The organism is Pseudomonas sp. TE3786 (assembly GCF_054057335.1).
The window spans coordinates 38,329-60,965 of record NZ_JBSRZF010000027.1; the positions used below are offsets into that span (position 1 = coordinate 38,329).

Here is a 22,637-nt window from a genome sequence, read left to right on the forward strand (position 1 = left end):
CAGCCTGCGCTGGGAGGACGGAGGTTTGCAGTTCCAACGCGGTGATTCCCGCACAGGCGGGAATCCAGAATCTGGCGGCACGCGCAATTGAGCCCCAGCGCCTATGTCCGGCGAACTGTGCTGCAAACAGTGTGTTTTCCGGCGGCACTGCTGTGCTGTTGTTGTGCCCGGCTGTACGGCTAAGCCCTGATGGTTTGCGGCTAATAATTTCGCCATGCCGCGGACCCGCCGCGCGCGCCTCTGGAGCCTGTATGAACGAACTCGAACTGCTTGCCGCGGCCGACGCCCGCGCCCGCCATTACACCGCGGGTGTGGCCACGCGCCGGGTGTTTCCCGATGCCGAGGCGCTGGCTGGGCTGGCGGCGTTTGCTGAACCACTGCCAGCGCAGGGCTTGGCGGCCGAGCAAACTCTGCAGCTGCTGGACGAACGTGGCTCGGCGGCCACCGTGGTGTCCAACGGGCCGCGCTATTTCGGTTTTGTTATTGGTGCCTCCTTGCCCGTTGCAGCGGCTGCCGAGCGCCTGATGCTGGCCTGGGACCAATGCGCTTCCAGCTTCGATAACTCGCCGGTGGCCGCCACCGTGGAAGCCACCGCCGCGCGCTGGGTGCTGGAGGCGCTGGATCTGCCGCGCGACAGCGCCGTCGGGTTTGGCACCAGCGCCACTGCCTGCACCCTTAGTTGTCTGGCTGCCGCCCGCCGTGCGCTGCTGGCCCGGCAAGCTTGGGACTTCGACCGCGACGGCCTGATCGGCGCACCCGAGATCAAGGTGGTGGTCTCCGAACTGGCGCATATCACGGTGAAAAAAGCCCTGCGCGTGCTGGGCTTCGGCACGGGCAAAATCATCTATGCGCCGGTCAATGCCCAGGGCCAGGTGGACCCTGCACAGCTGCCGCCCCTGGACGATCACAGCATCCTCTGTCTGCAAGCCGGCGAGGTGAATACCGGCGAATTCGATCCGTTTGCCGAACTGATCCCCAAGGCCCGCGCAGCCGGTGCCTGGGTGCATGTGGATGGCGCATTCGGCTTGTGGGCCCGCGCTTCGGCCTTGGCATCGCTGACCGCCGGCATCGAACAGGCCGATAGCTGGACCACCGATGCACACAAATGGCTGAACACTCCCTACGACTGCGCCATGGCCATCTGCCGCGACGCCGATGCCCTGGCTGCAGCGATGAATAGCGACGCTGCCTACTCCAGTGCCAGCGCCGATGCGCAGAAAAACCTGACCCTGGAATTTTCCCGCCGGCCCCGTGGTATTCCGGTCTGGGCGGCATTGCGCAGCCTGGGCAAACAAGGTGTAGCTCAGCAGGTGGAGCGCCATTGCCGGCAGGCGCAGCGCGTGGCCGAAGGCTTGCGCACCGCGGGCTATGACGTGCTGAACCGGGTGGTGCTCAATCAGGTGCTGTTTCGCGGCGATAACGACGCCCACACCCTGGCCGTACGCGAGGCGCTACAGGCAAGCGGACAAGCCTGGTTTGGCGGAACGATCTGGCAAGGCCGACCGGCGCTGCGCATCAGCGTGTCGTCGTGGCGCACCGCGGATGACGATATCGAGGCGTTGCTGCGCCTGATGGAGAACTATCGCGGCTGAGGCGCCTGTTTGTGGAGGAGGCTTCAGGCTCGATATTTCCAGCCCTGCTACGGCCGCCAACGCTTACGCGCATGCAGATACGCCGTAAGGTCGCTGTAGCCCAATTGCGCGGCGATATCGGCGCGGCTTTCGCCTTGCAGTTCCAGGTACTGCTCGATATCGGCGCGCACCAGATCGAGCAGTTGGCGAAAGCTCAGGCCTTCGTCGTCCAGACGCCGACGCAGGGTGCGCGGGCTTTGGTGCAGCAGGTCGGCCTGGCTATCGAGGGTCGGTGTCTGGCCGCTGGCCAGGCTATGGCGAATGCTTTGCGCCACTTTCGCCGACCACCCGGCCAGGCGTTGCTGGCGGGCGATGCAGCGGTCCAGCTCCTGTTTCAGCAGGGCCAGCATGCCGGCGTGGCGGTTGCGCATGGGCACCTGCAGACTGGCGCTGTCGAAGTACAGGCGGGTGCGTTCGCAATCGAAGCTGACATTACCGCCAAACCGCTCGGCGTATTGGCTGTGGTAACCCGGGCGCGGATAGGCCAGCTGCACCCGGGCCGGGATGACGGTCTGCCCCGAGCCCTGGCTGCATACGGTCAGGGCCATGACGAAGTAGTGTTCGGTGAGGTAGCGCACCAGGTTGGCCGGGGCATCGATATTCAACTCGACGCCAACGCCCTGCTCATCGGCGATCAGGCGCACGGCATCCATATCCGACGCCAGCCCGGCATAGCGCGCCCAGTTTTCCATGGCGCTCTGCACGTTCTCGCAGTACTGGCCGATCAGGGCGATCACATGCCAGTCCTGCGGGGTAAAGGTGGCGAACAGGTGCAGGCCGATGGCCGGGTCATGCTCGGCCGCCTGGTCCCAGAGTTGCTCCAGTGCCAGCGCGCTGTAGTCGGCGTTGCCCTGCCGGGCGTGGCTGCTGATATAGCGCTGCAGCACATGGCCCAGGGGCCCGCGGTGAAACAACTGGCTTGCCTGGCTGCGTGGATTGGCCAGTTCTCCCAGGTTTCTGTCCGGTTCGCGCATGTCGTTGGTGGCAGTCATGGTTTCTCATAGCAGGGCTGGCCTTATCGGCCTGACGAGAGATTGCCATGGATATAACAATGATCGCCAATAACCCTGTCGCCATCGTCGCTGCGATTTTCTTCGGCTTTATTCTGCTGGAGCTTGCCTGCGCCTGTTTCCGCCAACCCGCCGGCGGCCGCCGCGATGTGATGATTGAAATCATCGGTTCCAGCCTGTTGCTGGGGGTGACCTTTCCACTGGTGATGTTCCTCACCCACGCCCTGCTCGACCACACCGCCCCGCAGTTCAAAGACAGCCTGGTGAACCTGCCGTGGTGGGCCGGCCTGGGCCTGTTCCTGCTGTTCGATGACATGACCCAATACTGGTGGCACCGCCTCACCCACAAGGTGCCGTTCCTCTATGCCCTGCACCGCGCGCACCACTCGGCGCCGTACATGAGCATCCGCATCGTCTACCGCAACAACAGCTTCTATTACCTGCTGATGCCGGGCCTGTGGTTCGCCGGCATCCTCATTTACATGGGCCTGGCGCAGATCTACTACCCCTATCTGATCGTCAAGATGCTGGTGATTTTCGGTGCCCACAGCAGCGTGCTCTGGGATGCCAAGCTGTACCGGATCAAAGCGCTGCGGCCGCTGATGTGGCTACTGGAGCGGACCATCTCCACGCCCTCCACCCATTCCGCCCACCATGGCCTGAATGCCACCGATGGTGTGACCCACTACAAAGGCAACTTCGGCAACCTGCTGTTCTTCTGGGACGTGCTGTTTGGCACCGCCAAGATCACCCGTCGCCGTCCCGATGCTTATGGCATCGAAGACCTCAACCCGGTGAGTTGGCAGGAAGAACTGTTCTGGCCGGTGGTGCGCAGCACCCAGCCCGGCCTCCAGGAAAAACCTGAAAACGAGCTAGCCCAATGACGGTAAACATCGCCCTGATCGCCAGCACCGCTGCGACTGACGGAAAAGCATCGAGGCGAGCCCACAAGTTAAGCAGTCCTCCTGTGGGAAGGCCGGCCGGCACCCCGCTTTAGCCTGGGCTGGTCGGGCCGTAAAACGGCTTAGCTTCCCTGCGGCACTTCCCCCGCCGCCAACCGGCGGTTGATGTCTGCCACCACGCCCGGCAACTCGGCAATGGTGTCGATCAGGTAATGCGGGCGGCTGGGGGCAAACAGCTCACCAATCCGCTGGCGCTCTGTCGTCAGCTGCGCCGGCGTCAGTGCCTGGTACTGCTCGTACGTCAGCCCCAAGGCATTGCCCGAGCAGGTCAGCGCCACGGTCCACATGCCCGCACTGCGCCCTTCGAGAATCCCCGGCCAGGTGTCGTCCACTTTTACGCAAGCGGCCACATCATCGATGCCCAGGGCAATCACGTTGGCCAGGGCCTGCGCCGGATGGGGGCGGCCATTGGGTACTTCATCGGTGGCCACCACATGGTCGGCGACGTAGCCATTGTGCTTGGCCAGTTCCACCACCTTGGCCATCACCACAGCCGGGTAGCCGGAGCACGAACCGATTTTCAGCCCCTGTTCGCGCAAGGCACCGATGGCCTCCAGAGCGCCGGGAATCAACGCCGAATGCACGGCGATTTTTTCGATCTGCAAGGGCATAAAGCGCTTGTAGATGGCGGTGACGTCAGCGTCGCTGGGCAGCCGGCCAAAGGCTTTTTTGAAGCGCTCGCTGATCGCCGGGATATCGCACAGGGTGCGGATATGGTCCCACTTGCCCATGCCCATGGGGCCGCGGGCTTCTTCCAGGGACACCTGCACATCGAACTCGGCAAAGGCTTCGACAAAGATCTGCGTCGGCGCAAACGAGCCGAAGTCGACCACGGTGCCGGCCCAGTCGAGGATGGCGGCTTTAAGCTGACGAGGCGATTGGTAGTGCATGGCAAAACTCCTGTAACGGGAACGCAAAAGGGGGTTAGCGCAACACGGCGGCCGAGCCGATAAAGTTCTGCCCGCGCGCGCCTTTGATGGCGTCTTCGAGCAGGGTTTGCGCTTGCTCGGCACTGACGCCGTAGTCGGCGAATTCGGTCTTTACCGACAGGCTGTGCAGGAAGCTGCGCAGCCATGCCTGGGCCTGGCTCAGGTCGCTGCCGAAAATGCGCTGCAAGGTGCGGTCGCGTTCGGCGTCCTGGCCCCAGGCCAGGCCCAGCACCATGGGCAAGGTGAAAGAGCAGGCAATGCCGTGGGGCAAGCCGTGGCGCAGGGTCATTTCGTAGGAGATGGAGTGGGCCAGCGCGGTTTTGGTGTTGGAAAACGCCATACCGGCCTTTAACGCCGCCAGCGCCATGCGGCTACGCAGTTCGCGGCTGTCGAGGTGGTGTTGCAGCTTGGGCAGGCACTCCAGGATGTCTTCGATGGCCGACACGGCGAAGGTGTCGGAAATCGGATTGGCGTTGTGGTTCCAGATCGCTTCAAGCGCGTGGGACAACGCGTCCAAGCCGGTGGACAGGGTCACGCCCTTGGGCACCGAGACCATCAATTCGGGGTCGATCAGCGCCACGCTGGGCCAGGTGCAGTCCAGGTGCAGCGAGTATTTTTTCTGGTGTCCGGTGTCCCAGATGGTCGCCCAGGGCGTGACCTCACTGCCGGTGCCGGCGGTGGTCGGCGCGGCGATCAGGCGTTTGCAGCGCGCCGGGACAAAGGGTTTGCCGGTAGCCAGCAAGGCCAGCAGGTCGTCAAAGCTGCCGCGCTCGGTGCCGACGATCAGCGCCTTGGCGGTGTCGATGGCACTGCCGCCGCCGACCGCGATCACCGTGTCGCAGTCGCCGGCCTGCTGCCAGAAACGCTCGTAGGTATCGCGCAGATGCGCCACGTCGGGGTTGGGCTGCACGTCTTCGATCACATGCACCAGACGTTCGCCGAGCAGGGCCTGAATACGCTCCAGCAAACCCAGGGCGCGGGCTTCGGGAAAGATCACCAGGGCTACCCGTTGTTGCTCGGTCAGGCTGCTCAGCTGGTCAAGGCTGCCCCAACCAAAACGGGTATCCACCGGGTTATAAAAGCGGGAAATCATGGCAACTCCTGACACACGGGCGAGCACCGCCCGGCCCGGCCTGCGCCGGGCGAAAAAGTAGGTAAACGCTTAGTGGCTGCTGCCGCGTTGAATGGCATTGCGCAGGCGGCTGGAGATAGTGTCGGCGGCGACCACCATCACGGTGATGACGATGATGCAGGTAGCGGTCTCGGGGTACTTGAACAGCTTGAGGCTGCTCACCAGCTCAAAGCCCAAGCCACCGGCACCGACCATGCCGAGCACCGTGGCCGAACGCAGGTTCACCTCGAAGCGGTACAGCACCACGGCAATCCAGGCGGTGATCACTTGCGGCAGCACGCCGAAGACAATCACTTGCAGCGGCCGCGCACCGGTGGCTTGCAGCGCCTCGATGGGGCCCTGGTCGATCTCTTCGATGCTTTCGGCGAAAAACTTGCCGAGCATACCCAAGCCATGGATCGCCAAAGCCAGCACGCCAGGAAATGGGCCCAGGCCAACGGCGGAAACAAAGATCAGCGCCAGAATCAGTTCATTGATGCTGCGGGTGATATTCAGAAACTGCCGGGTACCGTGGTAGAGCAGCGGGTTGCGGCTCAGGTTGCGCGCGGCCAGGAACGACAGCGGCACCGCCAGAATCACCCCGAGCAAGGTGCCCCACAGGGCGATCTGCAGGGTCTCCAACGCCGGCTGCCACAGGCGCGGCAGAATGCTCAGATCCGGCGGCATGGTGCGGCTGAGAAAGTCGCCGATCTGCGGCAGGCCGGCGGCCAGTTCACCCAGGCTCAACTGCGCGCCGGCAGCGCTCCAGTGCAGCACCATGATCACCGCCAGCAGCAGCGCGGCACTGCCCAGCCAACCGCGTGCGCCTTGCGGGGTGTCGACGGTCCAGAGGTATTTACGCGCCTGCATGGCGTCACTCCTGTTAGTTGGCATAACGCACCTGCAAGCCGGCAGTGGCCTGCTCGCCCTGTGCCTCAGGCTCCTGGCCCGGATAGATGCGTTGCAGCACGTCTTCGCTGAGCCCGTCCGGGCCGCCGTCGTAAACCATACGGCCATGGGCCAGGCCGACAATGCGGTCGCCGAACTCGCGGGCGTAGTCCACCTGGTGCAGGTTGCAGACCACGGTGATGCCCAGCTCGCGGGTGGCATCGCGCAGGTATTGCAGCACCAGGCGCGAGGTTTTCGGGTCGAGGCTGGCCACCGGTTCGTCGGCCAGAATCACTTGCGGCCGCTGGGCCAGCGCACGGGCGATGCCTACGCGCTGCATCTGCCCGCCGGACAACGAGTCGGTGCGCTGCTGGGCTTTGTGCGCCAGCTCGACGCGGCGCAAACAGTCCATGGCCAGGTCGATATCTTCACGGCGAAACAGCTGCAGCACCGAGGCCAGGGTGCTGACCGCGCCGAGGCGACCGGTCAGCACGTTCTTCAGCACCGACAGGCGCGGCACCACGTTGTGGTGCTGGAAGATCATCGCCACCTGCTGACGCAGGGCGCGGGTGTCGCGGCAGGCGATGGCGTCCATACCGGCTACCGTCAGCGTGCCGGCATCGGCCTGCACCAGGCGGTTCATGCAACGCAGCAGGGTGGATTTACCGGCACCGGACTGGCCGAGAATCACCACAAATTCACCTGCCGCGATGTCCAGGTCGATGCCGCGCAGCACGGCATTGCTGCCGTACTGTTTGGTCAGCTGACGGACGCTGATCATTTCATGCCCTTCAGATCAAGGTTCAGCACCTTGGCGGTTTCGCGCACTACGTTGTAGGCGGCGTCATCGGTTTTCTGGAAGCCGTCGAGCTGGCCCTGGTCGCCCCATGGCAGGTCTTTCATACCGGCCAGAGCAGCGGCGATTTTCTTCTTCAGCTCAGGGTCCAGCGCCTTGCGCCAGACCATCGGCGACTCGGGGATCGGCTGCGACGTCCAGATCACCTGGAAGTCGTCCTGCTTGACGATGTCCTTGGCCACGGCACCAGCCAGAATGCGGTCGGCCACCGCGGCGGCGTCGACCTTGCCATTGGCAACGGCCAGAATGCTGGCGTCATGGGAGCCGGAGAAGATCACCCGCGAAAACAGTTTCTGTGGGTCGTAACCGGCTTTTTCCAGACCGGCTTTGGGGAACAAGTGACCGGAAGCCGAGCTTGGATCGACGAAGGCGAAGGTGTGGCCCTGCAGGTCGGCGAGGTCTTTGATGCCGCTGTCCTTACGCGCCAGGATCAGGCTTTTGTACGAGCTCTGGTGGGTCTTCTGGGTGACCGCGACGGCGAAGGCTTCGACATCGGCGACCGAGGCGGCCAGTACATAAGAGAACGGCCCGAGGTAGGCGACATCCAGCTTGCCGGCGCGCAGGGCTTCGATAATGCCGTTGTAGTCGGTGGCCACAAACGGCTCGACCGGCATGCCCAGTTGTTTCTGCAGGCCGTCGAGCACTTGTTTGCTGCTCTCGATCATGGCCTGGGAATCTTCGGAAGGGATCAGACCGATGCGCAGTTTATCGGCGGCCTGAGCATTGCCCAGGCACAGCAATGGCAACAACGCGAAACCGGCGATACGGAACAGCGAGGCGATAGAAGTCATGGCGTTTCCAGCAGTTGTGGTTGGAGTAGGCACAATTTAGAAACGTCACGTGACAGTCATACGATCAATTCAATATGGGTTTTATCGAGTAACTATTGATGAGGTCTATGGATGTCGACGGCCAGAATTCGCGCCTTTCTAGCGGTGGCTCGCCATGGCAGCTTCAGTGCCGGGGCCCGCGCCCTGGGCTTGAGCCAACCGACCCTGACCACCCAGGTGCAAAACCTTGAGCGTCAGTACAACGTCGAGCTGTTTCACCGCAAAGGCCGACGCATCGAGCTGTCCGATGTGGGCCAGCAACTGCTGCCGATTGCCCAGCGCATGGCGCTGTTGGAACTGGAAGCCAACAACCTGCTGCACGATTCCGGACGCCTGGACAGCGGCCAGCTCAAACTTGGCGCGGTGGGTCCGTTTCATGTGATCGAGATGGTCGACCACTACCGCCAGCGCTACCCGCGCATCGATGTGTCGATTCGGGTAGGCAACTCGGCGCAGGTGCTCGCCGACCTGGAGCAATACGCCACCGATATCGCCGTGCTAGCTGGCCTGCATGACGACCCCAGCCTTTGCGCTGTGCACTACGCCCGCCACGCCATCATCCTGTTTACCAACCACAACCACCCCTTCGCCGGGCGCGAAAGCGTGCGCTTGCAAGAGCTGGAAGATCAGCCGTTACTGCAGCGGGAAACCGGCTCCACCACCCGCCTGGCCCTGGAGCGGGCACTGGCCGAGGCCGGCGTAACACCGCGCAAGGCCATGGAGATTGGCAGTCGGGAAGCGCTGCGCGAAGCGGTGGTGCGAGGCATAGGGATTGGCGCGGTATCCGAAGCCGAATTTATCGCCGACCCACGGCTGCGGGCGATTCGGATCGAGGGCGACCCGGTGCATACCGAAACCTACCTGTATTGCCTAGCGGAGCGGCGTAGCAGTCGGTTGATTTCGTCGTTCTTCGATATCGCCCAAGATCAACAGCATCGCGGCTAAAGCCCCTCCCACAGGGAATAATCGTCGCACTGTGGAAGAGGCTTTAGCCTCGATTGGCCGCGCCTGAAAACATCAAGATCAACAGCATCGCGGCTTTAGCCGCGATGGGGCGGGCCTGCAAACGGCTTAACTGCCCTGCGGCATCTCCCCCGCTGCCAGGCGGTGGTCGATATCGGCGATCACTTGCGGCAGGTCGTTGATGGTGTCGATCAGGTAGTGCGGCCGCGAGCCGGCAAACAACGCCTGAATGCGCTTGCGCTCCGCCGCCAGCGTTTCAGGGGCGAGCGCCTGATACTGCTCATAGGTCAGCCCCAAGGCATTGCCCGAACACACCAACGCCACGGTCCACATCCCCGCACTGCGGCCTTCGAGAATACCCGGCACGGTGTCGTCGACCTTTACGCAACTGGCCACATCGCTGATCCCCAGGGCGATCACGTTGGCCAGCGCCTGCGCCGGATAAGGCCGGCCATTGGGCACTTGATCGGTGGCCACCACATGGTCGGCGATATAGCCGTTCTGCTTGGCCAGCTCCACCACCTTGGCCATGACCACGGCCGGATACCCCGAGCAGGAGCCGATTTTCAGCCCCTGTTTGCGCAGCCCGGTAATGGTGTCCAGCGCGCCGGGAATCAGCGCCGAATGCACGGCGATTTTCTCGATCTGCAGCGGCATAAAGCGCTCGTAGATGGCAGTCACGTCATCGTCGCTGGGTACCCGGCCAAAGGCTTTTTTGTAGCGTTCGCTGATGGCCGGGATATCGCACAGGGTGCGGATATGGTCCCACTTGCCCATGCCCATCGGGCCACGGGCTTCTTCGATGGAAACCTGCACATCGAATTCGGCAAAGGCTTCAACAAAAATCTGCGTTGGCGCAAACGAGCCGAAATCGACCACGGTGCCGGCCCAGTCAAGGATCACGGCCTGGGTTTTGTGGGGGGTGTTGTAGTTCATGGGAAGCGTCCAGATAGGGGAAGAATTTACAGCGCCTGCATCTCGCGCAGCGCCTGACCGATGGCATCTACCGCGGCTTGCATGCCCGGGCTGTCAACGCAGCCAATGCAGCCGACGCGGAAGGTTTCGACCTGGGTCAACTTGCCCGGGTACAGAATGAAACCCTTGGCCTTGACCCGCTCGTAGAAGGCTTTGAATTCGTAGCGCGGGCTATCCGGCGCGTGGAAGGTGACGATGATCGGTGCCTGGATCTCAGCCGGAATAAAACTGCGCAACCCCAGCGCTTGCATACCGCCGAGCAGCGCCTGGCAGTTGTCCTGATAGCGCTGCTGACGGGCCGGCAAACCGCCCTCCTCGGCGTATTGCAGCAAGGCCTCGTGCAGGGCGGCGACCACATGGGTAGGCGGGGTAAAGCGCCATTGCCCGGTCTTGGCCATGTACTGGTACTGGTCATACAGGTCCATGGCCAGCGACGGGCTGTTGCCCTCGGCTTGCGCCAGGGCCTGCTTGCTGGCAAACACAAAACCCATACCGGGCACGCCCTCCAGGCATTTGCCGGAGGCGGCGATCAATGCATCGAAGGGCACTTCGCGGGCATCGATGGGCAAGGCACCGAACGAACTCATGGCGTCGATGATCAGGCGCTTACCGTGCCTGGCCACCACCTGGGCAATGGCGCTCAGCGGGTTGAGGATGCCGGTGCTGGTTTCGCAATGAATCAATGCCACATGGGTGACGGCCGGGTCTGCGCTGAGCAGGCGCTCGACATCCTCGGCGGTGGTCGGCTGGTCTTCAGCGGTTTCGAAGGTGCTGTAGGCGCGGCCCAGCACGCTGCAGATTTTCGCCAGGCGCTGGCCGTAGGCACCGTTGATCAACACCAGCACCTTGCCGTTACGCGGCACCAGGGTGCCGATGGCGGCCTCCACGGCGAAGGTGCCGCTGCCCTGCAACGGCACACAGTGGTGGCTGGCTTCGCCAGCAATGATCGCCAGCAATTGCTCGCGCACGCTGGCGGTCATTTGGTTGAAGTCGCGGTCCCAGGAACCCCAGTCCATCAGCATCGCCTGACGGGTACGGAGGGAGGTGGTCAAGGGGCCTGGGGTCAGCAGAATCGGCGCAGCTGGGCTCATGAAAAAGGTCTCGCAACGGTGGCTGAAGGAGCGAGGCACAGGTTGCAATTCGGGCATGCATCAATCAAATTGTTTGTTGTTATCTCAGGTATAAGTCAGGCCGATATACATGAACCTATTCCAGCTCCGCGCCTTCGATGCCGTGGCCCGCGAAGGCAGCTTTACCCGCGCCGCCGCCCGCCTGTTTATCAGCCAGCCAGCCGTGACCGGGCACGTGAAAATGCTCGAAGAGCACTACCAGATCACCCTGTTGCGACGCACCGCGCGGCGCGTGGAACTGACCGAAGAAGGTATTCGCCTGGCCGCCATCACCCGCGCCATGTTCGGCCTGGTGGAAGAAGCCCAGGTGCTGCTGGAAGCCAACCGCCAACTGCTCACCGGGCGCCTCGAAGTGGCCGCCGATGGCCCGCACCGGGTGATGCCGATGATCGCCAGCCTGCGCGCCAAATACCCCGGCGTGGTGGTCAATCTGCGTTTGGGCAATGCCCAGGAAACCCTCGCCGCGCTGCTCTCCGAACATGCCGATGTGGCGGTGATGACCGAGGTGGAACCGCGCAAGGGCTTGCACCTGCAAGCGATGACGCCATCGCAGATCTGCGCGCTGGTGCCGGCTGGGCATCCGTTGGCCGGCAGGCGCATCGACCTCAAGCAGTTGGATCAGCAGATCATGGTGCTGCGCGAGCCCAGTTCCATCACCCGCCGCACCTTCAACCAGGCCTGCGAACTGGCCGGCGTGCAGCCACGGGTGTTGCTGGAACTGGATAGCCGCGAAGCCGTTACCGAAGCGGTGGCGGCGGATCTGGGGATAGGCATTGTCTCGTCAGTGGAACTGAGCCACGACCCACGGGTGGTGGCCGTGCCGCTGGTGGGCGATGGGCTGACCAACCGGCACATGATCGGCTGCCTGGAACGGCGCGCGGAGTCGCGACTGATTGCGGCGTTTATGGCCGTGGCGGACTCCGCCGAGTAACGCCGCAGGTTTTCAGCGCAGCCGCAAAAAGGCTTAGTGAATCGTCGGGAACCGCTCTTTCACCAGCGTCTGAGCCTGAAGGCCCATCTGATCGAGCAGGCGGTCGCGCTTGCTTTCGGCCTCGCCCATGGCCTTCTTGCCGTGTTGCTGCACCAGGTAGGCGTGAATCTGCCGCACTTCCTTGGACTGGTAGATTGGCGCCAGATCCTGCACCGCCACCATGCCGCCCGAACGCTGAGCCCGGGTGCCCAGCACCACATGCGGCCCCTGCGCCGTCAGCACCTGAAAGCCCAGGGCCTCGAAGGTCGGCACCTGGCTCGCCGCACAGGCCAGCTCGGCATGCGGACGACGCGCCAGCATCTGCTGCACCAGCGCCCTGGCGATACCGCGGCGACGGTGACTGGACTGCACGGCGAGATAAGCCAAGGTGCCGGCCTGCTCATCATCCTGGCTCGGTAGATACAGCGCGAAACCCAGCACCTGTGAAGGGTCTTCATCATCCAGGGCGAGAATCAACCGCGCACTGCTTTGCAGCCCGGCCTCCATCCCTTGCAGATACAGATGCACCTCAAAGCCGATCACGTACTGATACAACTGAAACAGCGGATTGCTCGGCGTCAGCGGCACCGGACTGATATCGCTGAAATAGTCCACCACCATCTGCAGCACCTGACTTTTCAGGGACTCGGGCGGCGGTGTATCCAGCTGAACAAGGGTGAACATCGAGAAGCGGACTCCGGGCGTGGCCAACTTGAGGAAGCGGCGCTGGCGGCATTGTAACGGGCGTGAGGGTTAGCGTGGAGCTGTGCTTACTGGCACTATGCCTTTCTCTCGATAGCGCTCGTACAGGGATGTATGCCCATGCCCATCTGGTCTCCCCGCCTAGCTGTTGCAGTAACGCCCCTCCTCCTCGCTTCGTGCGCCAGCATTGCGGCACCAACGGGTTGGGTGAGCAAAGACCCGGCAACCAGCACGGGCACGTTTTACTATCCAGATGGCGGTCGTTATGAGGGCGGCTATAGCGGCGAAAAATTCCAGGGCCGCGGCACCATTTTCTATGAGTACTCCCGCGCCCATCAGGGCTACACCGACACCCTCGATCCCCCGCAGCTGCGCAACGGCCAACTCAGCGGGGAGTTCAGCAATGGTCAGTTGATAAAGGACACCGTCAGTTACACCACCGAATGGAACAACAATGCCACTTATACGCCGCCCGGGGCGTTCGCCTACAAAGGGGGCTATGACGGCGGCTTCAAGGGCAAAGGCCGGGTGGTATTTAAAGACGGCCGGGTGTTCAAAGGCGAGTTCGGAAATGAACCCACGCTCTACAGCTATGTTCCTGGGGAGCAAGTGCTGTTTAAAGAGAGCCAACTGATCGGCAGTTACTTTGAAGGGACCGGCACCATGCGCTGGAGCAATGGTGCCACCTTCGAAGGTGTGGTGTTCCGCTATTACCTGTTTGACCGCGACCGCGGCATGATGAACCCCGACAACCTCAGCTGCATCTCGTCAGCCTTCTACGGTAAAGGCCTGCTTAAAGAGCCGGGCAAACCAGACTTCGTCGGGCTGGTCGGCGAAACCGATGAACATACTGCCCCTGTCCAGGCCCGCGAAGCCGACTTTATGCGCTACGCCGAGCAGCTTGCAGAATGCCCCGGGACCCTGGCCGTCGCCCGTGACCGTATCAACGGTATTCAGTCGGAATTAAACGCCGAGATGGCCGAGGGGCGTGCCAATGCCCAGGCCATGCTCGCCAGTGATCTGGGCAATCTGGCCAACCGCGTTTCTCACGACGCCGCCCGCGTGGACGCGGCTTCCCGTGGCAGCACATACGAAATTGAACAGGCCAAACAACAACGCAACGCCGACTACGCCAGCTTTATCAGCGCGCAGGATGCCGACCCGTCCAGCGACCGCAGTAAACGCCAGGCTCAGGCTGCGCAAGAAGCTGCCCAGGCCGCCAAAAAATCCGCCAGCACGGGCAAATCCGCAAGCAACAAGCCAGCGCGCACGGCAACGGCTGAACCCACCGTAGTGGCGCAAGAGGACAGTGTCAGCGCTGCAGAGCAAGCAACCCAGCAAGCCACCGCCGAGCGCCTCGAACACGAAAAAAACGTCAAGCGCAGCATGGATGAAATCGAGCGCAAACGAGCTGCCAGCGCAGAAGCAGCGAAGAAAAAGAGTGAAAAAGAGACAGAGGAACGGCAACTCGCACAGCGTAAAAAACTGTACCTGGCAGAGCTACGCGACAAAACCAAACTCACGGCCCGTACCTGCCCCGGCGGAGACGGAAAGTACTATGTGGTCGGCCTCAAACCCAGCATAAAACCCGTGGTGGTCGAGTGCCTGGACGTAAGTTATACGGCCAGCTGCCCAGGCTCCCAACAGCACGCTCAAGGTGTGATCAAAACCTTCCTGGGTGCCTCCACCGATTGCTTTATGGGCGACACCGCGGAGATCGCGCCGCAGCTGAGCTGTAAGGCCAGCGAGGTGATAGTGAAGGTCAAGGAAGTGACTGAGTGCAGGTAACCGAATGATGCGGCTGATCGCTGGCCGCATCCATAGGGCTGGTGCCAAGCAGCCTGTATCTCACGAACGGGAGCTGTCGGCCCAGACTGTGTAAAAACGCTTTCTAGTTGTTGGCGAGTCAGCCCACCTCTGCTGGTCGCGATAGACCGAGCATTTTCCAAGATCTGCACCGATAACGCTCCTGAGCTAGCCAGGCGCGTTTTGGTAGCACGTAGTACAGCGCAAACCTGGGCGACTGCACCCATCATCTGGCCGGGCAAACCATCGACTTACCGAACTGGGAGGAAGCATGGGCGCGCTGGTGAGTGGGTTAGGCCTAAAGGCACTCCCTTATTTGCTCGCTGTCGGGGTGGTGCTCGCTGCCCTATTTGGTCCCTACACCCACGGCGTAACGGTCACGAACAACAAGTGGAAAGCGGCCAATGCCGATCAGGTCGAGTTCCAGGCCAAAGGCTTGGCGGCCGAGACCGCCAAGGCCAGGGCCACGGAACAGCACTGGCAACATAACTCCAACCAGCTGGGAAAAGATGCGCAAGCAAAAAGCGCGGCTGCGGCCGCTAATGGCGCTATTGCTGATGTTGCTTCTGACGGCGTGCGCAGCGCCGCAACAAAACTGGCCGCCACTGTCGGCAACGTGTCCTGTGATACCGGAGCTGCCGAGAGAGGCGCGTCAGCCGTCCGCGCCGCAATGCTCTCCGAACTGTTCCAGCGCGCAGACCGTCGAGCGGGAGAACTCGCTAAAGCCTACGACCAGGCCCGAATAGCCGGTTTGGCATGTGAAGCCGCGCATGATCAATTGCAGCCTAACTGATAACCACACATAGCTCGTGGAGCGCTAATCGTTCAGAGGGCACATCTAGATAATCAGGCGTGAGCACTCACCAACTGTTATGGCTGCTTACGCTTTGCAATGATCTTGCACTTCGGTTGGCTTGTTCTACTGTGAAGGGATATTCACTCTCACATTAATCAAGGAAGAACTATGAAAGGATACACAAAGAACTTGGCGTTCACATTTACTTTGGAAAACAAGGCAGGGGAAATGAACGCCAACTTAGAATACATGGCAAAAAAGTATGGCGAGAATAACGGGGAATTTCAAAACCATATTATATATATCGAGGGTAACAAATCTGCGGAGGAGCTGGCGAGGGAGCTGTCTATCTTGTGCGGGATGGAGTTTGAATTAGACCAGTTTTTAAAGTCTCCGGAATTAGATGGGTTAAATCCGAAAACACTCGGGGTTTATATAGGCATTCACTGCGGGCAGGACGGATCTACCGATATCGACATGAAAATGTTGGGTGGGGCTATCGCTTTGCTGGCTCTCTGCAACGGATATACGCTAAAAAAAATCGCGGTGGATGGCTGCTTTTCAGCAGGCACCACGAATGCCAAAGTAGACATGGTAGATACAAGTACGGAAGGACAAAATCTCGCAGCATTGCGGTTGGCTGTTGGCGTGTCGGATAAGCACCGAGAATTTCAGCTCACCGACAAGCTTAAAACCTGCGTTTTAGCCGGCTACCGTGATGTAGTCGTAAAGTTCGACCAAGAAATTGGGTATTGGAAGGGGAAAGTTAGTAAAAACGATCCATCTGTTACAGGCGGTACGACCCCGCGAACCTACACTCAAAGTAGCAAGTCCGGCCTTACAGCAGTAAATCCGGGAGTCCGAGATAGAGTGGTAAATGACTCGGCAAGTGATCCGCTAACAGCGCTAAATAAAAATGTTCAGAGTAAGGTTACGGCAAAAAGCTCAGAGTGGATCAATATTAACTGGATTAATACCAAGTCGGAATATATTAAGTATGTGGAGGCGATTAATCGATACTTGAGGACAAAAATTTCATGGCGATTCGATGGTGAGAATTGGATAAGCATTTCATTACAGGACTATAGCAGTAAGCGACGTCTGTTTGAGATGTTTCAGATTACTAAAGAGAATGGTTTATACCGCGTTACAGCAATCGCAAACCCGCTATGGGTCAAATAGATATGCAACCCATCGTGATAGCCACATTGTTAACCCTGCTCTCCACAGCAAACTTCGCCGGTACGCTTGAACGTTAGCTTCAGAAAAACGGCCTGAGCTCACGTATAGCGCCTACGGGGGGCATTACCGTTAAAAGGTTGAGCCTTGGCTCATACAGGGTTTCTGCTAGCGGCGATGATTCAGACATCAGCTTTTTTGAAAGAGTTGAATCCCAGGACTTGGTAAGGCTGGAAATCGACGGCGTAAAAATCGAGGGGCTGGATCACGGAGAATTTAGCGGCAGGTTAGTTAACCTTGCAGAAGAACAATAACAGCGCATGGAATGACTGCTTCTGACCCAGACTGTGTAAAAACTTTTTCAAGCGCACCAAAGGCCAAAAGTCGGGCTAAAAAATGCGTTTCTACGCGAAATCCACATCGCTGCCCCACCGATAAACTTCAGATTTCACGTAGACGCGGGCACTTCGATTTTGGCTCAGCGTTTTTACACAGTCTGGGCCAAAAGCGGTCGTTGAAATTTGCCTAAGGAGGGACACAAAAAAGCCCACTTTGCGGGCTTTTTTCGTACGCGGGGTAAGGGTGCTAATTACTTGTTCCGCAATAGCACATACGCTTCACCGCCGTTTCGATCATGGTGAAGAATAAAGTTGTTGTCCTGGATACGCACCTTCGATGGCACACGATCTGCTACCGGCGTTTGCGAGTAAGTCTGCGCGGCACTCAGTAGTTGGCGGGTCAGGCTGTCGTCGAGTTGCTTCGGGGTGGTAACGACGCATTCCTTTTCGGAAAGTTGCACGGAGAGGTTTTTGTCCGCGGTGAAGCCGATGCGCGTGAAGCCCATGTCCTGGAGGTCGTCAATGCCGAACCGCTTGGCCGCTTCAGCAGAGCCGGCGAATGAGGGGGCGGTCTTCAGGCAGATGTCGACGAAGGCTTCGATGGCCTTGGAGGTGACAGGCGTAGATACGGTTGGCGTTGCAGTAGTGCAGCTGGCGAGGACTAACAGGCTGGACAAGGCGAGTGTGCGGAACAAAGCATTGGACATGAAGCGGGGATCCTTTCATTTGAAATTCGGAGTGCAGGCGTGGGCTGAGCGGCGCCGGAGCGGACCGCCTGCGAATGGTAAATTAAAAGGGAGTACGGGGTTCACGGCTTTGTGAACCCCGACGCTTGCTGGTAGTGCGCTCGCTACGTGAACCTATGTGCACCTGGGCCAGCCTGACGGCGCGAATAGCCGACCTTTATGATGCCAGGACTTGGCCAGCGTCGATTTTTCGGTAGCAATCTTGCCTGACATCAAATGAAGCATTGGTTTGGTCATGGGGGGCGTCCCCTTGTCGAGTTCTGATGATGCTCATTGAAAGCGTCGAAGCAACCGCAGATCCTCACCTGTCAGCTTTGGGTCGTTTTCAGCCTGCCACCACAGGCAGAAAACTCCAAAAGCTGCTCCTTGCAGGACCTGGCCGATAGGAGCCTGTCGGGAACGGCAGATACCGGCCAGAAGCTGACATTCAGAGCGCCGAAAAGACACCCACGCCTTTCTACGATTCTGACCAACTAAACCGGAAAGGCGGCTTAGGCTTGAGCCCTGCGTCTCTGCAACCGCTGGATATACCGCTAGAGTGGTGGAACTTACGCCAAAATTAACGACCAAGGACGACGCTTACGATGCTGAAAACAAACAGGGTTGGTGCTGTGCATATAAAGGTTCTAGCAGTAGCGTTTTTATTGCTCCCGGCGATTTCTTTTTCTGATGAATCTGGAACGTTTGAGCAAAGCATGCAGAAATACCCGGAGATAATGGAGATACTTAACAGTGATCTCGATGAAGATGATTACATTTTTGTAGATATGAATATGCCTAACGACGGAATATCTAAATTAACTCTGAAAAATGGTAGCCAGTTATTGCTGGTTAATTTTCAGGGGAAATATGCCTATCGAGGTTCAGCTTTCTTTGAAGTGAAAAACGGAAAGTACAGAAGATCAACACTGGCGGTGCCTTATGCTAGGGAAATCGAGATTGGGGGTGATAGATATTCACTGCATAACGATCGTACCGACATCCAAAAAAATCGGCTTATCGTGACTTATAGCCCTGCATGCAAACTTCCTGCTTCGTATATTGAAATAGGCGGCTGCAGCGACGACGAGATGGCTACCGCGATTTTGAGCTACAAATATCAAAAAGGTGAGTTCATATTAGTCGATAAAACACTGGAGCGAGAATAACAAGCCTATCAAGTCGCCCCTTTGTGGTCGGGGTGGCGTGGAGCGCGCTCGACTTGGACTGAGAGAATGGAAGCGGATTGTTTTTCAAACTAAAAACTTCTGCGGCTGAACGGTAACTGCTTTTGGAGAAGGTCAGTTATTGGCCGATTGCAGCCGGTCACGACAGGCAGTTATCGGCTGACATTGATCTCTATTCTCTAGCGGAACGCGTAACCACGCGTACTGTTCAGGCGCGAGGGTTAGATTCCGTATTTTTTATTGGGGTTATTGATACGCTGAGTCAGATAGTTTCGGAGCTGATTTGCTTCCCGAGACGCACAAGAATCAAGGTGCTGAGACTCTCCATCGCACGTGCATGAAGAAACCTCGTATTTCGCCAGCACCCGCTCTATTTTTCGGGCTGCGTTTAAATTGATTTCGATCAGCTTCGGTCTGGCGGACATACAATAAATCCTGAATTGCGGCAGGTAAGGTGGAAACGGTCAGATTAATTTTTCTCGACTGGCCACAAGCACATTTGGCCGATCGCAGCCAGTCATGACAGGCAGTTATCGGCCAAAAACGGTCGATTTGAATAGAGAAATGCCTTAGCTTCTTCGTGAGATCTATCCCCACAATCATAGGGAACGCATGGACGTCGACGAGGCTGCACACGAAGAGAAGTGGGCAAGAAAGATAGCGAAAATTTACGCCAGCCGCCGGCGGAAAAACCAAATCATCCGGAAAATGGAGCGGCACCTTGCCCAAGCGGTTTCCCAACTGCGCCCTGACACTAAGTACTCTCAGGGTGAATTACAGAACGTGCGCAGCGGCCTAGAGTGGCTTATATCCTGGCGGATAAAGAATTGCGTCAACCAACCGCCGATGTGGTGTGACGGCGTTCGGATGCTAACTATTACCGGCAGCGGCGGCCTTATTTTTCACCTGAACGCACAAGCCATTATTGGCCCTGAAAGCGACGTTACTAATTTATTTCGATGTCAGTTGACCGGTAGCTTTGTACTGTCCAGAAACCTCAAAGAAATAAAGCAATACCGTTTACGTCTTGCGGGTGGCGACCACGTTTATGTTCTTAGCAAAGGCAAGTGAATCCGGTGTTATGTAGTTCTCGCCCCGTTCCAGTTCAGCTTCATTTAGACCGACCGCTCCTGGCCGATTGCAGCCTGTCACGACAGGCAGTTAACGGCCATATGCAGTCATTTAAAACGCCTAACCATCGCTATAAAGTTGCCCCTGAAAAATGGCAAGTTTCCTAAGCCAGCTTGGGCGCGTCGCGCCAGTTCACGCTTATATCCCGACACTCAATCAGCCATCGTCCATTCACCCACTCAATCTCGTGGATAACTCGCCCAGCATCAGAAACCCTCACTTCGTCATATAGCCAGTCGCCCTGGTGCGCGGCGTCGTTGCGCATTTCATAGCTATGAACGTCCAGATATTGAATCTCTAGATGCCCATCATGGAATGCGCCTAGGAGCACAGCTTTGATTTGAAGTGTTCTCTGCTCTTTGCGCAGTCCCTCGCTTAACTCGGTGATAACTACACTTTCGAGCCAACTGTCGTGTGGGCAATGGTGGTGTTGCGGGTCGTAATGCCAGCTTGCCGTGGCAAAGGCATAGGCGCTGGGAGGAAAGTCGTCTTTGTGTTGATACAAGTAGAACTCGTAGGCCTCCCACTGTCGCTTCTCGTCAGAAAGGCTGGTGGTGAGCCGGTCCTTTTTCAGAATGTACATGGCGTGGCTTCCTGGTCTTCCAAATGAATGTCGCGCACTTTTAACTAGAGCAGAAAAAGGGGGTGGTTCAGATTTATTTATGCTGGTCTAGTTCCTATCCGAAAGCCGTTATCTACCTGTCCGAGATGGCCCTGGAATCGGAATGCCGGTCCGTTGCGCCTCAGCCCGAAAATCGGCCTCAACCGCGCGGAAGATACGCTCAAGAAAGTATTTGCTTGTCGCGCTTGCCCGTTGGGCCATCTCGTCAGTCAATCCCACCTCAGGCTCCCTCGCCACAACCGCTTTTAACGCCAGCAACTCCTTCTCGGACAGAGTAGAGAGGGGGCGGCCCGCTACGATTTTCACGCCGTCCCGGTAGACCCGAATTTGCTTTCCGGTGAGCAGCACCGCCAGCTCGGGGGCCAGCCCATCGACGATGTATTCCGGGGTACAGACGTCCTTACTCATCCGCAACCACAATTGCCTTTGGTCCGGCGTCCAGTCGCGGGCGGTCTCGTTAATTTCTCGGTGGCAGTTCGGCACCATGGACCCTGTCCACACTGTCACAACTTCGCGAGCTGCTTGAAGATCGTGAGTATCAGGAGCATGGGCCCAGCAAGTCGACGCTCCACAAAAAAGCAAAACCATTAACGCCAGAGGAAGAGAAACAAACAAGGACAGGTCTGTTTTCCGTACCTGGAACGTCTGACTCAGCCGGTTGCTGCCAGGGGCGCAAGTCAGCACACGACAGGTGCCGGGCACCTGTGGCAAAAACATATATCGCCCGGCTATGTCCACATAGAGCCGACCCCGCGTCACCACCACCCGTTATCGCCTTCCACATTTTTCTTATAAAAGTCGATATTGGCGCGCATGCCGTAGATCGCAGCGAGACCAAAGTGCAGGGAGCGGGCAATCGTGCGAAAGCCAAGATGCTCAAGCATCATCCCCAGGATCACAATCACCACCGCACCCAGCACAAAGTAAATGAGGCCCCGTTTCCACATGCCTTTGATGATGTAGTAAATGGGGCCGAAGAAGAACGCCAAAAAGTTCATGCTCATGGCTTTCCGCCGCTCGGGTTTGGCCAGCTGTTTGAAGAGGGGCAATTTGGAGCCGCCGGCACGAGAGATGGCGATAAACCGCTCTTTCCACTCCGGCGATACGTCCAACGCATTAATGCGCTCTTCGGACAGAGGCAGGGCTACGCTGGCGCTGGAAGCAGGCGGCGCGTAGGGGTTTGGCGATTCCATGTGACGTCCTTGTGTAGGTCAGGCGATTGGTACGGGGCAGTATGCTGCGACGGTGTTGATCACCACGCCGGGGGCAGATTTATTTCTCTGGATGGTCTGCTGTCGGCCCAGACTGTGTAAAAACGTATTCAAGCGTACCGAAGGCCAAAAGTCGCGCTGAGAAAATGCATTTCTACGCGAAATCCACATCTGCCAACCCACCGATAAATTTCGATTTCTCTCACTCGCGCTGCCTCGCAGTATTGTTAGGTACCGGAAACAAATTCAACCGTTTTTGAGTTTATGGAGATAAGGCCCCTAGCCAGATATATGTATGTGACGCCTGGCGACTCCCCAGTAACCCAATAGCTGATATTTCCAAAGCCCGCATGATCCTGCATCGCTTTAAAATCCAAGATTTGACTTACGTGAGCAACTCCGGTGAACATCAACTTTGCTCTTATGCGCTCTCCACTACCGTCAGCAGGATAGTAATCTAGATCAATAATCAGGGTGCCATCTATTGGATTCAGATTGACACCCATTAAATTCCCGTCGTGAAGTTCAATTTCGTTGATATCTTTCATAAAGCCTATCTGTATTTCGAAAAAGCGAAAAAGGCGACCGAAAAAGGGGACGGATTGAACCACCCCCGATATTTCGGACACCCATGAAAGGGGGCAATCCCCGAGGAGGTGTTTGGTGGAACAACGTAATCGGTTTA

The 22,637-nt window shown here is 58.7% G+C and carries 23 protein-coding genes; 9 read left to right on the forward strand and 14 right to left on the reverse strand.

Annotated features, from left to right (window positions below; all coding sequences use genetic code 11):
- The first annotated feature begins 251 nt into the window (after window positions 1–251).
- Window positions 252–1,592 carry a pyridoxal phosphate-dependent decarboxylase family protein gene (locus tag ACVW0Y_RS22095; protein ID WP_457441258.1) on the forward strand — a complete coding sequence of 447 codons (1,341 nt, stop codon included), beginning with the start codon at window positions 252–254 and terminating at the stop codon, window positions 1,590–1,592.
- 47 nt (window positions 1,593–1,639) lie between these two features.
- On the opposite strand, the gene ACVW0Y_RS22100 is transcribed toward ACVW0Y_RS22095, so the two are convergent.
- Window positions 1,640–2,605, reverse strand: a complete 966-nt coding sequence (locus ACVW0Y_RS22100) for an AraC family transcriptional regulator ligand-binding domain-containing protein (RefSeq protein WP_457441298.1) — start codon at window positions 2,603–2,605, stop codon at window positions 1,640–1,642.
- A 65-nt stretch (window positions 2,606–2,670) separates the two neighbouring features.
- Between ACVW0Y_RS22100 and ACVW0Y_RS22105 the strand changes: the two genes are divergently transcribed.
- A complete protein-coding gene (locus ACVW0Y_RS22105) occupies window positions 2,671–3,525 on the forward strand; it encodes a sterol desaturase family protein (RefSeq protein WP_457441260.1) in 855 nt (284 codons plus the stop codon).
- Between the two features lie 140 nt (window positions 3,526–3,665).
- Here the strand turns inward: ACVW0Y_RS22105 and phnX (ACVW0Y_RS22110) are convergent, their stop codons facing one another.
- The 5 genes from phnX (ACVW0Y_RS22110) to phnD form a co-directional block, all read right to left on the reverse strand.
- On the reverse strand, window positions 3,666–4,493 hold the full coding sequence (phnX, locus tag ACVW0Y_RS22110; RefSeq protein WP_457441261.1) for a phosphonoacetaldehyde hydrolase: 828 nt from the start codon (window positions 4,491–4,493) through the stop codon (window positions 3,666–3,668).
- A gap of 34 nt (window positions 4,494–4,527) precedes the next feature.
- Window positions 4,528–5,625, reverse strand: a complete 1,098-nt coding sequence (gene psrA / locus ACVW0Y_RS22115; protein WP_457441263.1) for an iron-containing alcohol dehydrogenase PsrA — start codon at window positions 5,623–5,625, stop codon at window positions 4,528–4,530.
- 69 nt (window positions 5,626–5,694) lie between these two features.
- Window positions 5,695–6,513: a phosphonate ABC transporter, permease protein PhnE gene (gene phnE, locus ACVW0Y_RS22120; protein ID WP_457441265.1), complete on the reverse strand. Its 819-nt coding sequence runs from the start codon at window positions 6,511–6,513 to the stop codon at window positions 5,695–5,697.
- Between the two features lie 13 nt (window positions 6,514–6,526).
- The gene (gene phnC / locus ACVW0Y_RS22125) at window positions 6,527–7,312 is read right to left on the reverse strand and encodes a phosphonate ABC transporter ATP-binding protein (protein WP_457441267.1); all 786 of its coding nucleotides are present in this window, start codon (window positions 7,310–7,312) and stop codon (window positions 6,527–6,529) included.
- Entirely contained in the window at window positions 7,309–8,178 is an 870-nt protein-coding gene (phnD, locus tag ACVW0Y_RS22130; protein WP_457441269.1) for a phosphonate ABC transporter substrate-binding protein, read from the reverse strand. Before phnD ends, phnC begins: the two co-directional genes overlap by 4 nt.
- A gap of 111 nt (window positions 8,179–8,289) precedes the next feature.
- Here phnD and ACVW0Y_RS22135 point away from each other — a divergent pair, with 111 nt between their 5' ends.
- Window positions 8,290–9,162, forward strand: coding sequence for a LysR substrate-binding domain-containing protein (locus tag ACVW0Y_RS22135; protein WP_457441271.1), 873 nt, complete (start codon window positions 8,290–8,292; stop codon window positions 9,160–9,162).
- Between the two features lie 126 nt (window positions 9,163–9,288).
- Here ACVW0Y_RS22135 and phnX (ACVW0Y_RS22140) read toward each other — a convergent pair whose 3' ends face one another.
- Window positions 9,289–10,116, reverse strand: coding sequence for a phosphonoacetaldehyde hydrolase (gene phnX / locus ACVW0Y_RS22140; protein ID WP_457441273.1), 828 nt, complete (start codon window positions 10,114–10,116; stop codon window positions 9,289–9,291).
- 26 nt (window positions 10,117–10,142) lie between these two features.
- Window positions 10,143–11,246, reverse strand: coding sequence for a 2-aminoethylphosphonate--pyruvate transaminase (locus ACVW0Y_RS22145; protein ID WP_457441275.1), 1,104 nt, complete (start codon window positions 11,244–11,246; stop codon window positions 10,143–10,145).
- A gap of 109 nt (window positions 11,247–11,355) precedes the next feature.
- Between ACVW0Y_RS22145 and ACVW0Y_RS22150 the strand changes: the two genes are divergently transcribed.
- Window positions 11,356–12,216, forward strand: coding sequence for a LysR substrate-binding domain-containing protein (locus ACVW0Y_RS22150; protein WP_457441277.1), 861 nt, complete (start codon window positions 11,356–11,358; stop codon window positions 12,214–12,216).
- A gap of 33 nt (window positions 12,217–12,249) precedes the next feature.
- On the opposite strand, the gene ACVW0Y_RS22155 is transcribed toward ACVW0Y_RS22150, so the two are convergent.
- Window positions 12,250–12,939, reverse strand: coding sequence for a GNAT family N-acetyltransferase (locus ACVW0Y_RS22155; RefSeq protein ID WP_457441279.1), 690 nt, complete (start codon window positions 12,937–12,939; stop codon window positions 12,250–12,252).
- A 138-nt stretch (window positions 12,940–13,077) separates the two neighbouring features.
- On the opposite strand from ACVW0Y_RS22155, the gene ACVW0Y_RS22160 reads away from it, so the two are divergent.
- The 3 genes from ACVW0Y_RS22160 to ACVW0Y_RS22170 all read left to right on the forward strand — a co-directional run bounded on the left by ACVW0Y_RS22160 (window position 13,078) and on the right by ACVW0Y_RS22170 (window position 16,741).
- Window positions 13,078–14,745 carry a hypothetical protein gene (locus tag ACVW0Y_RS22160; protein WP_457441281.1) on the forward strand — a complete coding sequence of 556 codons (1,668 nt, stop codon included), beginning with the start codon at window positions 13,078–13,080 and terminating at the stop codon, window positions 14,743–14,745.
- Between the two features lie 289 nt (window positions 14,746–15,034).
- Window positions 15,035–15,556 (forward strand): DUF2514 family protein, encoded by a 522-nt coding sequence (locus ACVW0Y_RS22165; RefSeq protein ID WP_457441283.1) that lies wholly within the window; start codon window positions 15,035–15,037, stop codon window positions 15,554–15,556.
- Between the two features lie 171 nt (window positions 15,557–15,727).
- Entirely contained in the window at window positions 15,728–16,741 is a 1,014-nt protein-coding gene (locus tag ACVW0Y_RS22170; RefSeq protein WP_457441285.1) for a hypothetical protein, read from the forward strand.
- 586 nt (window positions 16,742–17,327) lie between these two features.
- On the opposite strand, the gene ACVW0Y_RS22175 is transcribed toward ACVW0Y_RS22170, so the two are convergent.
- Entirely contained in the window at window positions 17,328–17,783 is a 456-nt protein-coding gene (locus ACVW0Y_RS22175; protein WP_457441287.1) for a hypothetical protein, read from the reverse strand.
- A gap of 623 nt (window positions 17,784–18,406) precedes the next feature.
- Between ACVW0Y_RS22175 and ACVW0Y_RS22180 the strand changes: the two genes are divergently transcribed.
- Both ACVW0Y_RS22180 and ACVW0Y_RS22185 read left to right on the forward strand, forming a co-directional pair.
- Window positions 18,407–18,970 carry a hypothetical protein gene (locus tag ACVW0Y_RS22180; protein WP_457441289.1) on the forward strand — a complete coding sequence of 188 codons (564 nt, stop codon included), beginning with the start codon at window positions 18,407–18,409 and terminating at the stop codon, window positions 18,968–18,970.
- Window positions 18,971–19,600: 630 nt separating this feature from the next.
- The gene (locus tag ACVW0Y_RS22185; protein WP_457441290.1) at window positions 19,601–20,059 is read left to right on the forward strand and encodes a hypothetical protein; all 459 of its coding nucleotides are present in this window, start codon (window positions 19,601–19,603) and stop codon (window positions 20,057–20,059) included.
- Between the two features lie 163 nt (window positions 20,060–20,222).
- On the opposite strand, the gene ACVW0Y_RS22190 is transcribed toward ACVW0Y_RS22185, so the two are convergent.
- The 4 genes from ACVW0Y_RS22190 to ACVW0Y_RS22205 form a co-directional block, all read right to left on the reverse strand.
- Window positions 20,223–20,702, reverse strand: a complete 480-nt coding sequence (locus tag ACVW0Y_RS22190) for a hypothetical protein (RefSeq protein WP_457441292.1) — start codon at window positions 20,700–20,702, stop codon at window positions 20,223–20,225.
- A 108-nt stretch (window positions 20,703–20,810) separates the two neighbouring features.
- On the reverse strand, window positions 20,811–21,227 hold the full coding sequence (locus ACVW0Y_RS22195) for a hypothetical protein (RefSeq protein ID WP_457441294.1): 417 nt from the start codon (window positions 21,225–21,227) through the stop codon (window positions 20,811–20,813).
- A gap of 269 nt (window positions 21,228–21,496) precedes the next feature.
- Complete coding sequence (locus ACVW0Y_RS22200; RefSeq protein ID WP_457441295.1) at window positions 21,497–21,934, reverse strand: DUF2628 domain-containing protein; 438 nt, start codon at window positions 21,932–21,934, stop codon at window positions 21,497–21,499.
- A gap of 245 nt (window positions 21,935–22,179) precedes the next feature.
- Window positions 22,180–22,637 (reverse strand): hypothetical protein (locus ACVW0Y_RS22205; protein WP_457441297.1); only part of this gene is annotated, 458 nt, incomplete at its 5' end.

Bases quoted from the DNA above. Each gene is read 5' to 3' on its own strand.
- ACVW0Y_RS22095 (WP_457441258.1), top strand. From the start codon at position 252: ATGAACGAACTCGAACTGCTTGCCGCGGCCGACGCCCGCGCCCGCCAT.
- ACVW0Y_RS22100 (WP_457441298.1), bottom strand. From the start codon at position 2,605: ATGCGCGAACCGGACAGAAACCTGGGAGAACTGGCCAATCCACGCAGC.
- ACVW0Y_RS22105 (WP_457441260.1), top strand. From the start codon at position 2,671: ATGGATATAACAATGATCGCCAATAACCCTGTCGCCATCGTCGCTGCG.
- phnX (WP_457441261.1), bottom strand. From the start codon at position 4,493: ATGCACTACCAATCGCCTCGTCAGCTTAAAGCCGCCATCCTCGACTGG.
- psrA (WP_457441263.1), bottom strand. From the start codon at position 5,625: ATGATTTCCCGCTTTTATAACCCGGTGGATACCCGTTTTGGTTGGGGC.
- phnE (WP_457441265.1), bottom strand. From the start codon at position 6,513: ATGCAGGCGCGTAAATACCTCTGGACCGTCGACACCCCGCAAGGCGCA.
- phnC (WP_457441267.1), bottom strand. From the start codon at position 7,312: ATGATCAGCGTCCGTCAGCTGACCAAACAGTACGGCAGCAATGCCGTG.
- phnD (WP_457441269.1), bottom strand. From the start codon at position 8,178: ATGACTTCTATCGCCTCGCTGTTCCGTATCGCCGGTTTCGCGTTGTTG.
- ACVW0Y_RS22135 (WP_457441271.1), top strand. From the start codon at position 8,290: ATGTCGACGGCCAGAATTCGCGCCTTTCTAGCGGTGGCTCGCCATGGC.
- phnX (WP_457441273.1), bottom strand. From the start codon at position 10,116: ATGAACTACAACACCCCCCACAAAACCCAGGCCGTGATCCTTGACTGG.
- ACVW0Y_RS22145 (WP_457441275.1), bottom strand. From the start codon at position 11,246: ATGAGCCCAGCTGCGCCGATTCTGCTGACCCCAGGCCCCTTGACCACC.
- ACVW0Y_RS22150 (WP_457441277.1), top strand. From the start codon at position 11,356: ATGAACCTATTCCAGCTCCGCGCCTTCGATGCCGTGGCCCGCGAAGGC.
- ACVW0Y_RS22155 (WP_457441279.1), bottom strand. From the start codon at position 12,939: ATGTTCACCCTTGTTCAGCTGGATACACCGCCGCCCGAGTCCCTGAAA.
- ACVW0Y_RS22160 (WP_457441281.1), top strand. From the start codon at position 13,078: ATGCCCATCTGGTCTCCCCGCCTAGCTGTTGCAGTAACGCCCCTCCTC.
- ACVW0Y_RS22165 (WP_457441283.1), top strand. From the start codon at position 15,035: ATGGGCGCGCTGGTGAGTGGGTTAGGCCTAAAGGCACTCCCTTATTTG.
- ACVW0Y_RS22170 (WP_457441285.1), top strand. From the start codon at position 15,728: ATGAAAGGATACACAAAGAACTTGGCGTTCACATTTACTTTGGAAAAC.
- ACVW0Y_RS22175 (WP_457441287.1), bottom strand. From the start codon at position 17,783: ATGTCCAATGCTTTGTTCCGCACACTCGCCTTGTCCAGCCTGTTAGTC.
- ACVW0Y_RS22180 (WP_457441289.1), top strand. From the start codon at position 18,407: ATGCTGAAAACAAACAGGGTTGGTGCTGTGCATATAAAGGTTCTAGCA.
- ACVW0Y_RS22185 (WP_457441290.1), top strand. From the start codon at position 19,601: ATGGACGTCGACGAGGCTGCACACGAAGAGAAGTGGGCAAGAAAGATA.
- ACVW0Y_RS22190 (WP_457441292.1), bottom strand. From the start codon at position 20,702: ATGTACATTCTGAAAAAGGACCGGCTCACCACCAGCCTTTCTGACGAG.
- ACVW0Y_RS22195 (WP_457441294.1), bottom strand. From the start codon at position 21,227: ATGGTGCCGAACTGCCACCGAGAAATTAACGAGACCGCCCGCGACTGG.
- ACVW0Y_RS22200 (WP_457441295.1), bottom strand. From the start codon at position 21,934: ATGGAATCGCCAAACCCCTACGCGCCGCCTGCTTCCAGCGCCAGCGTA.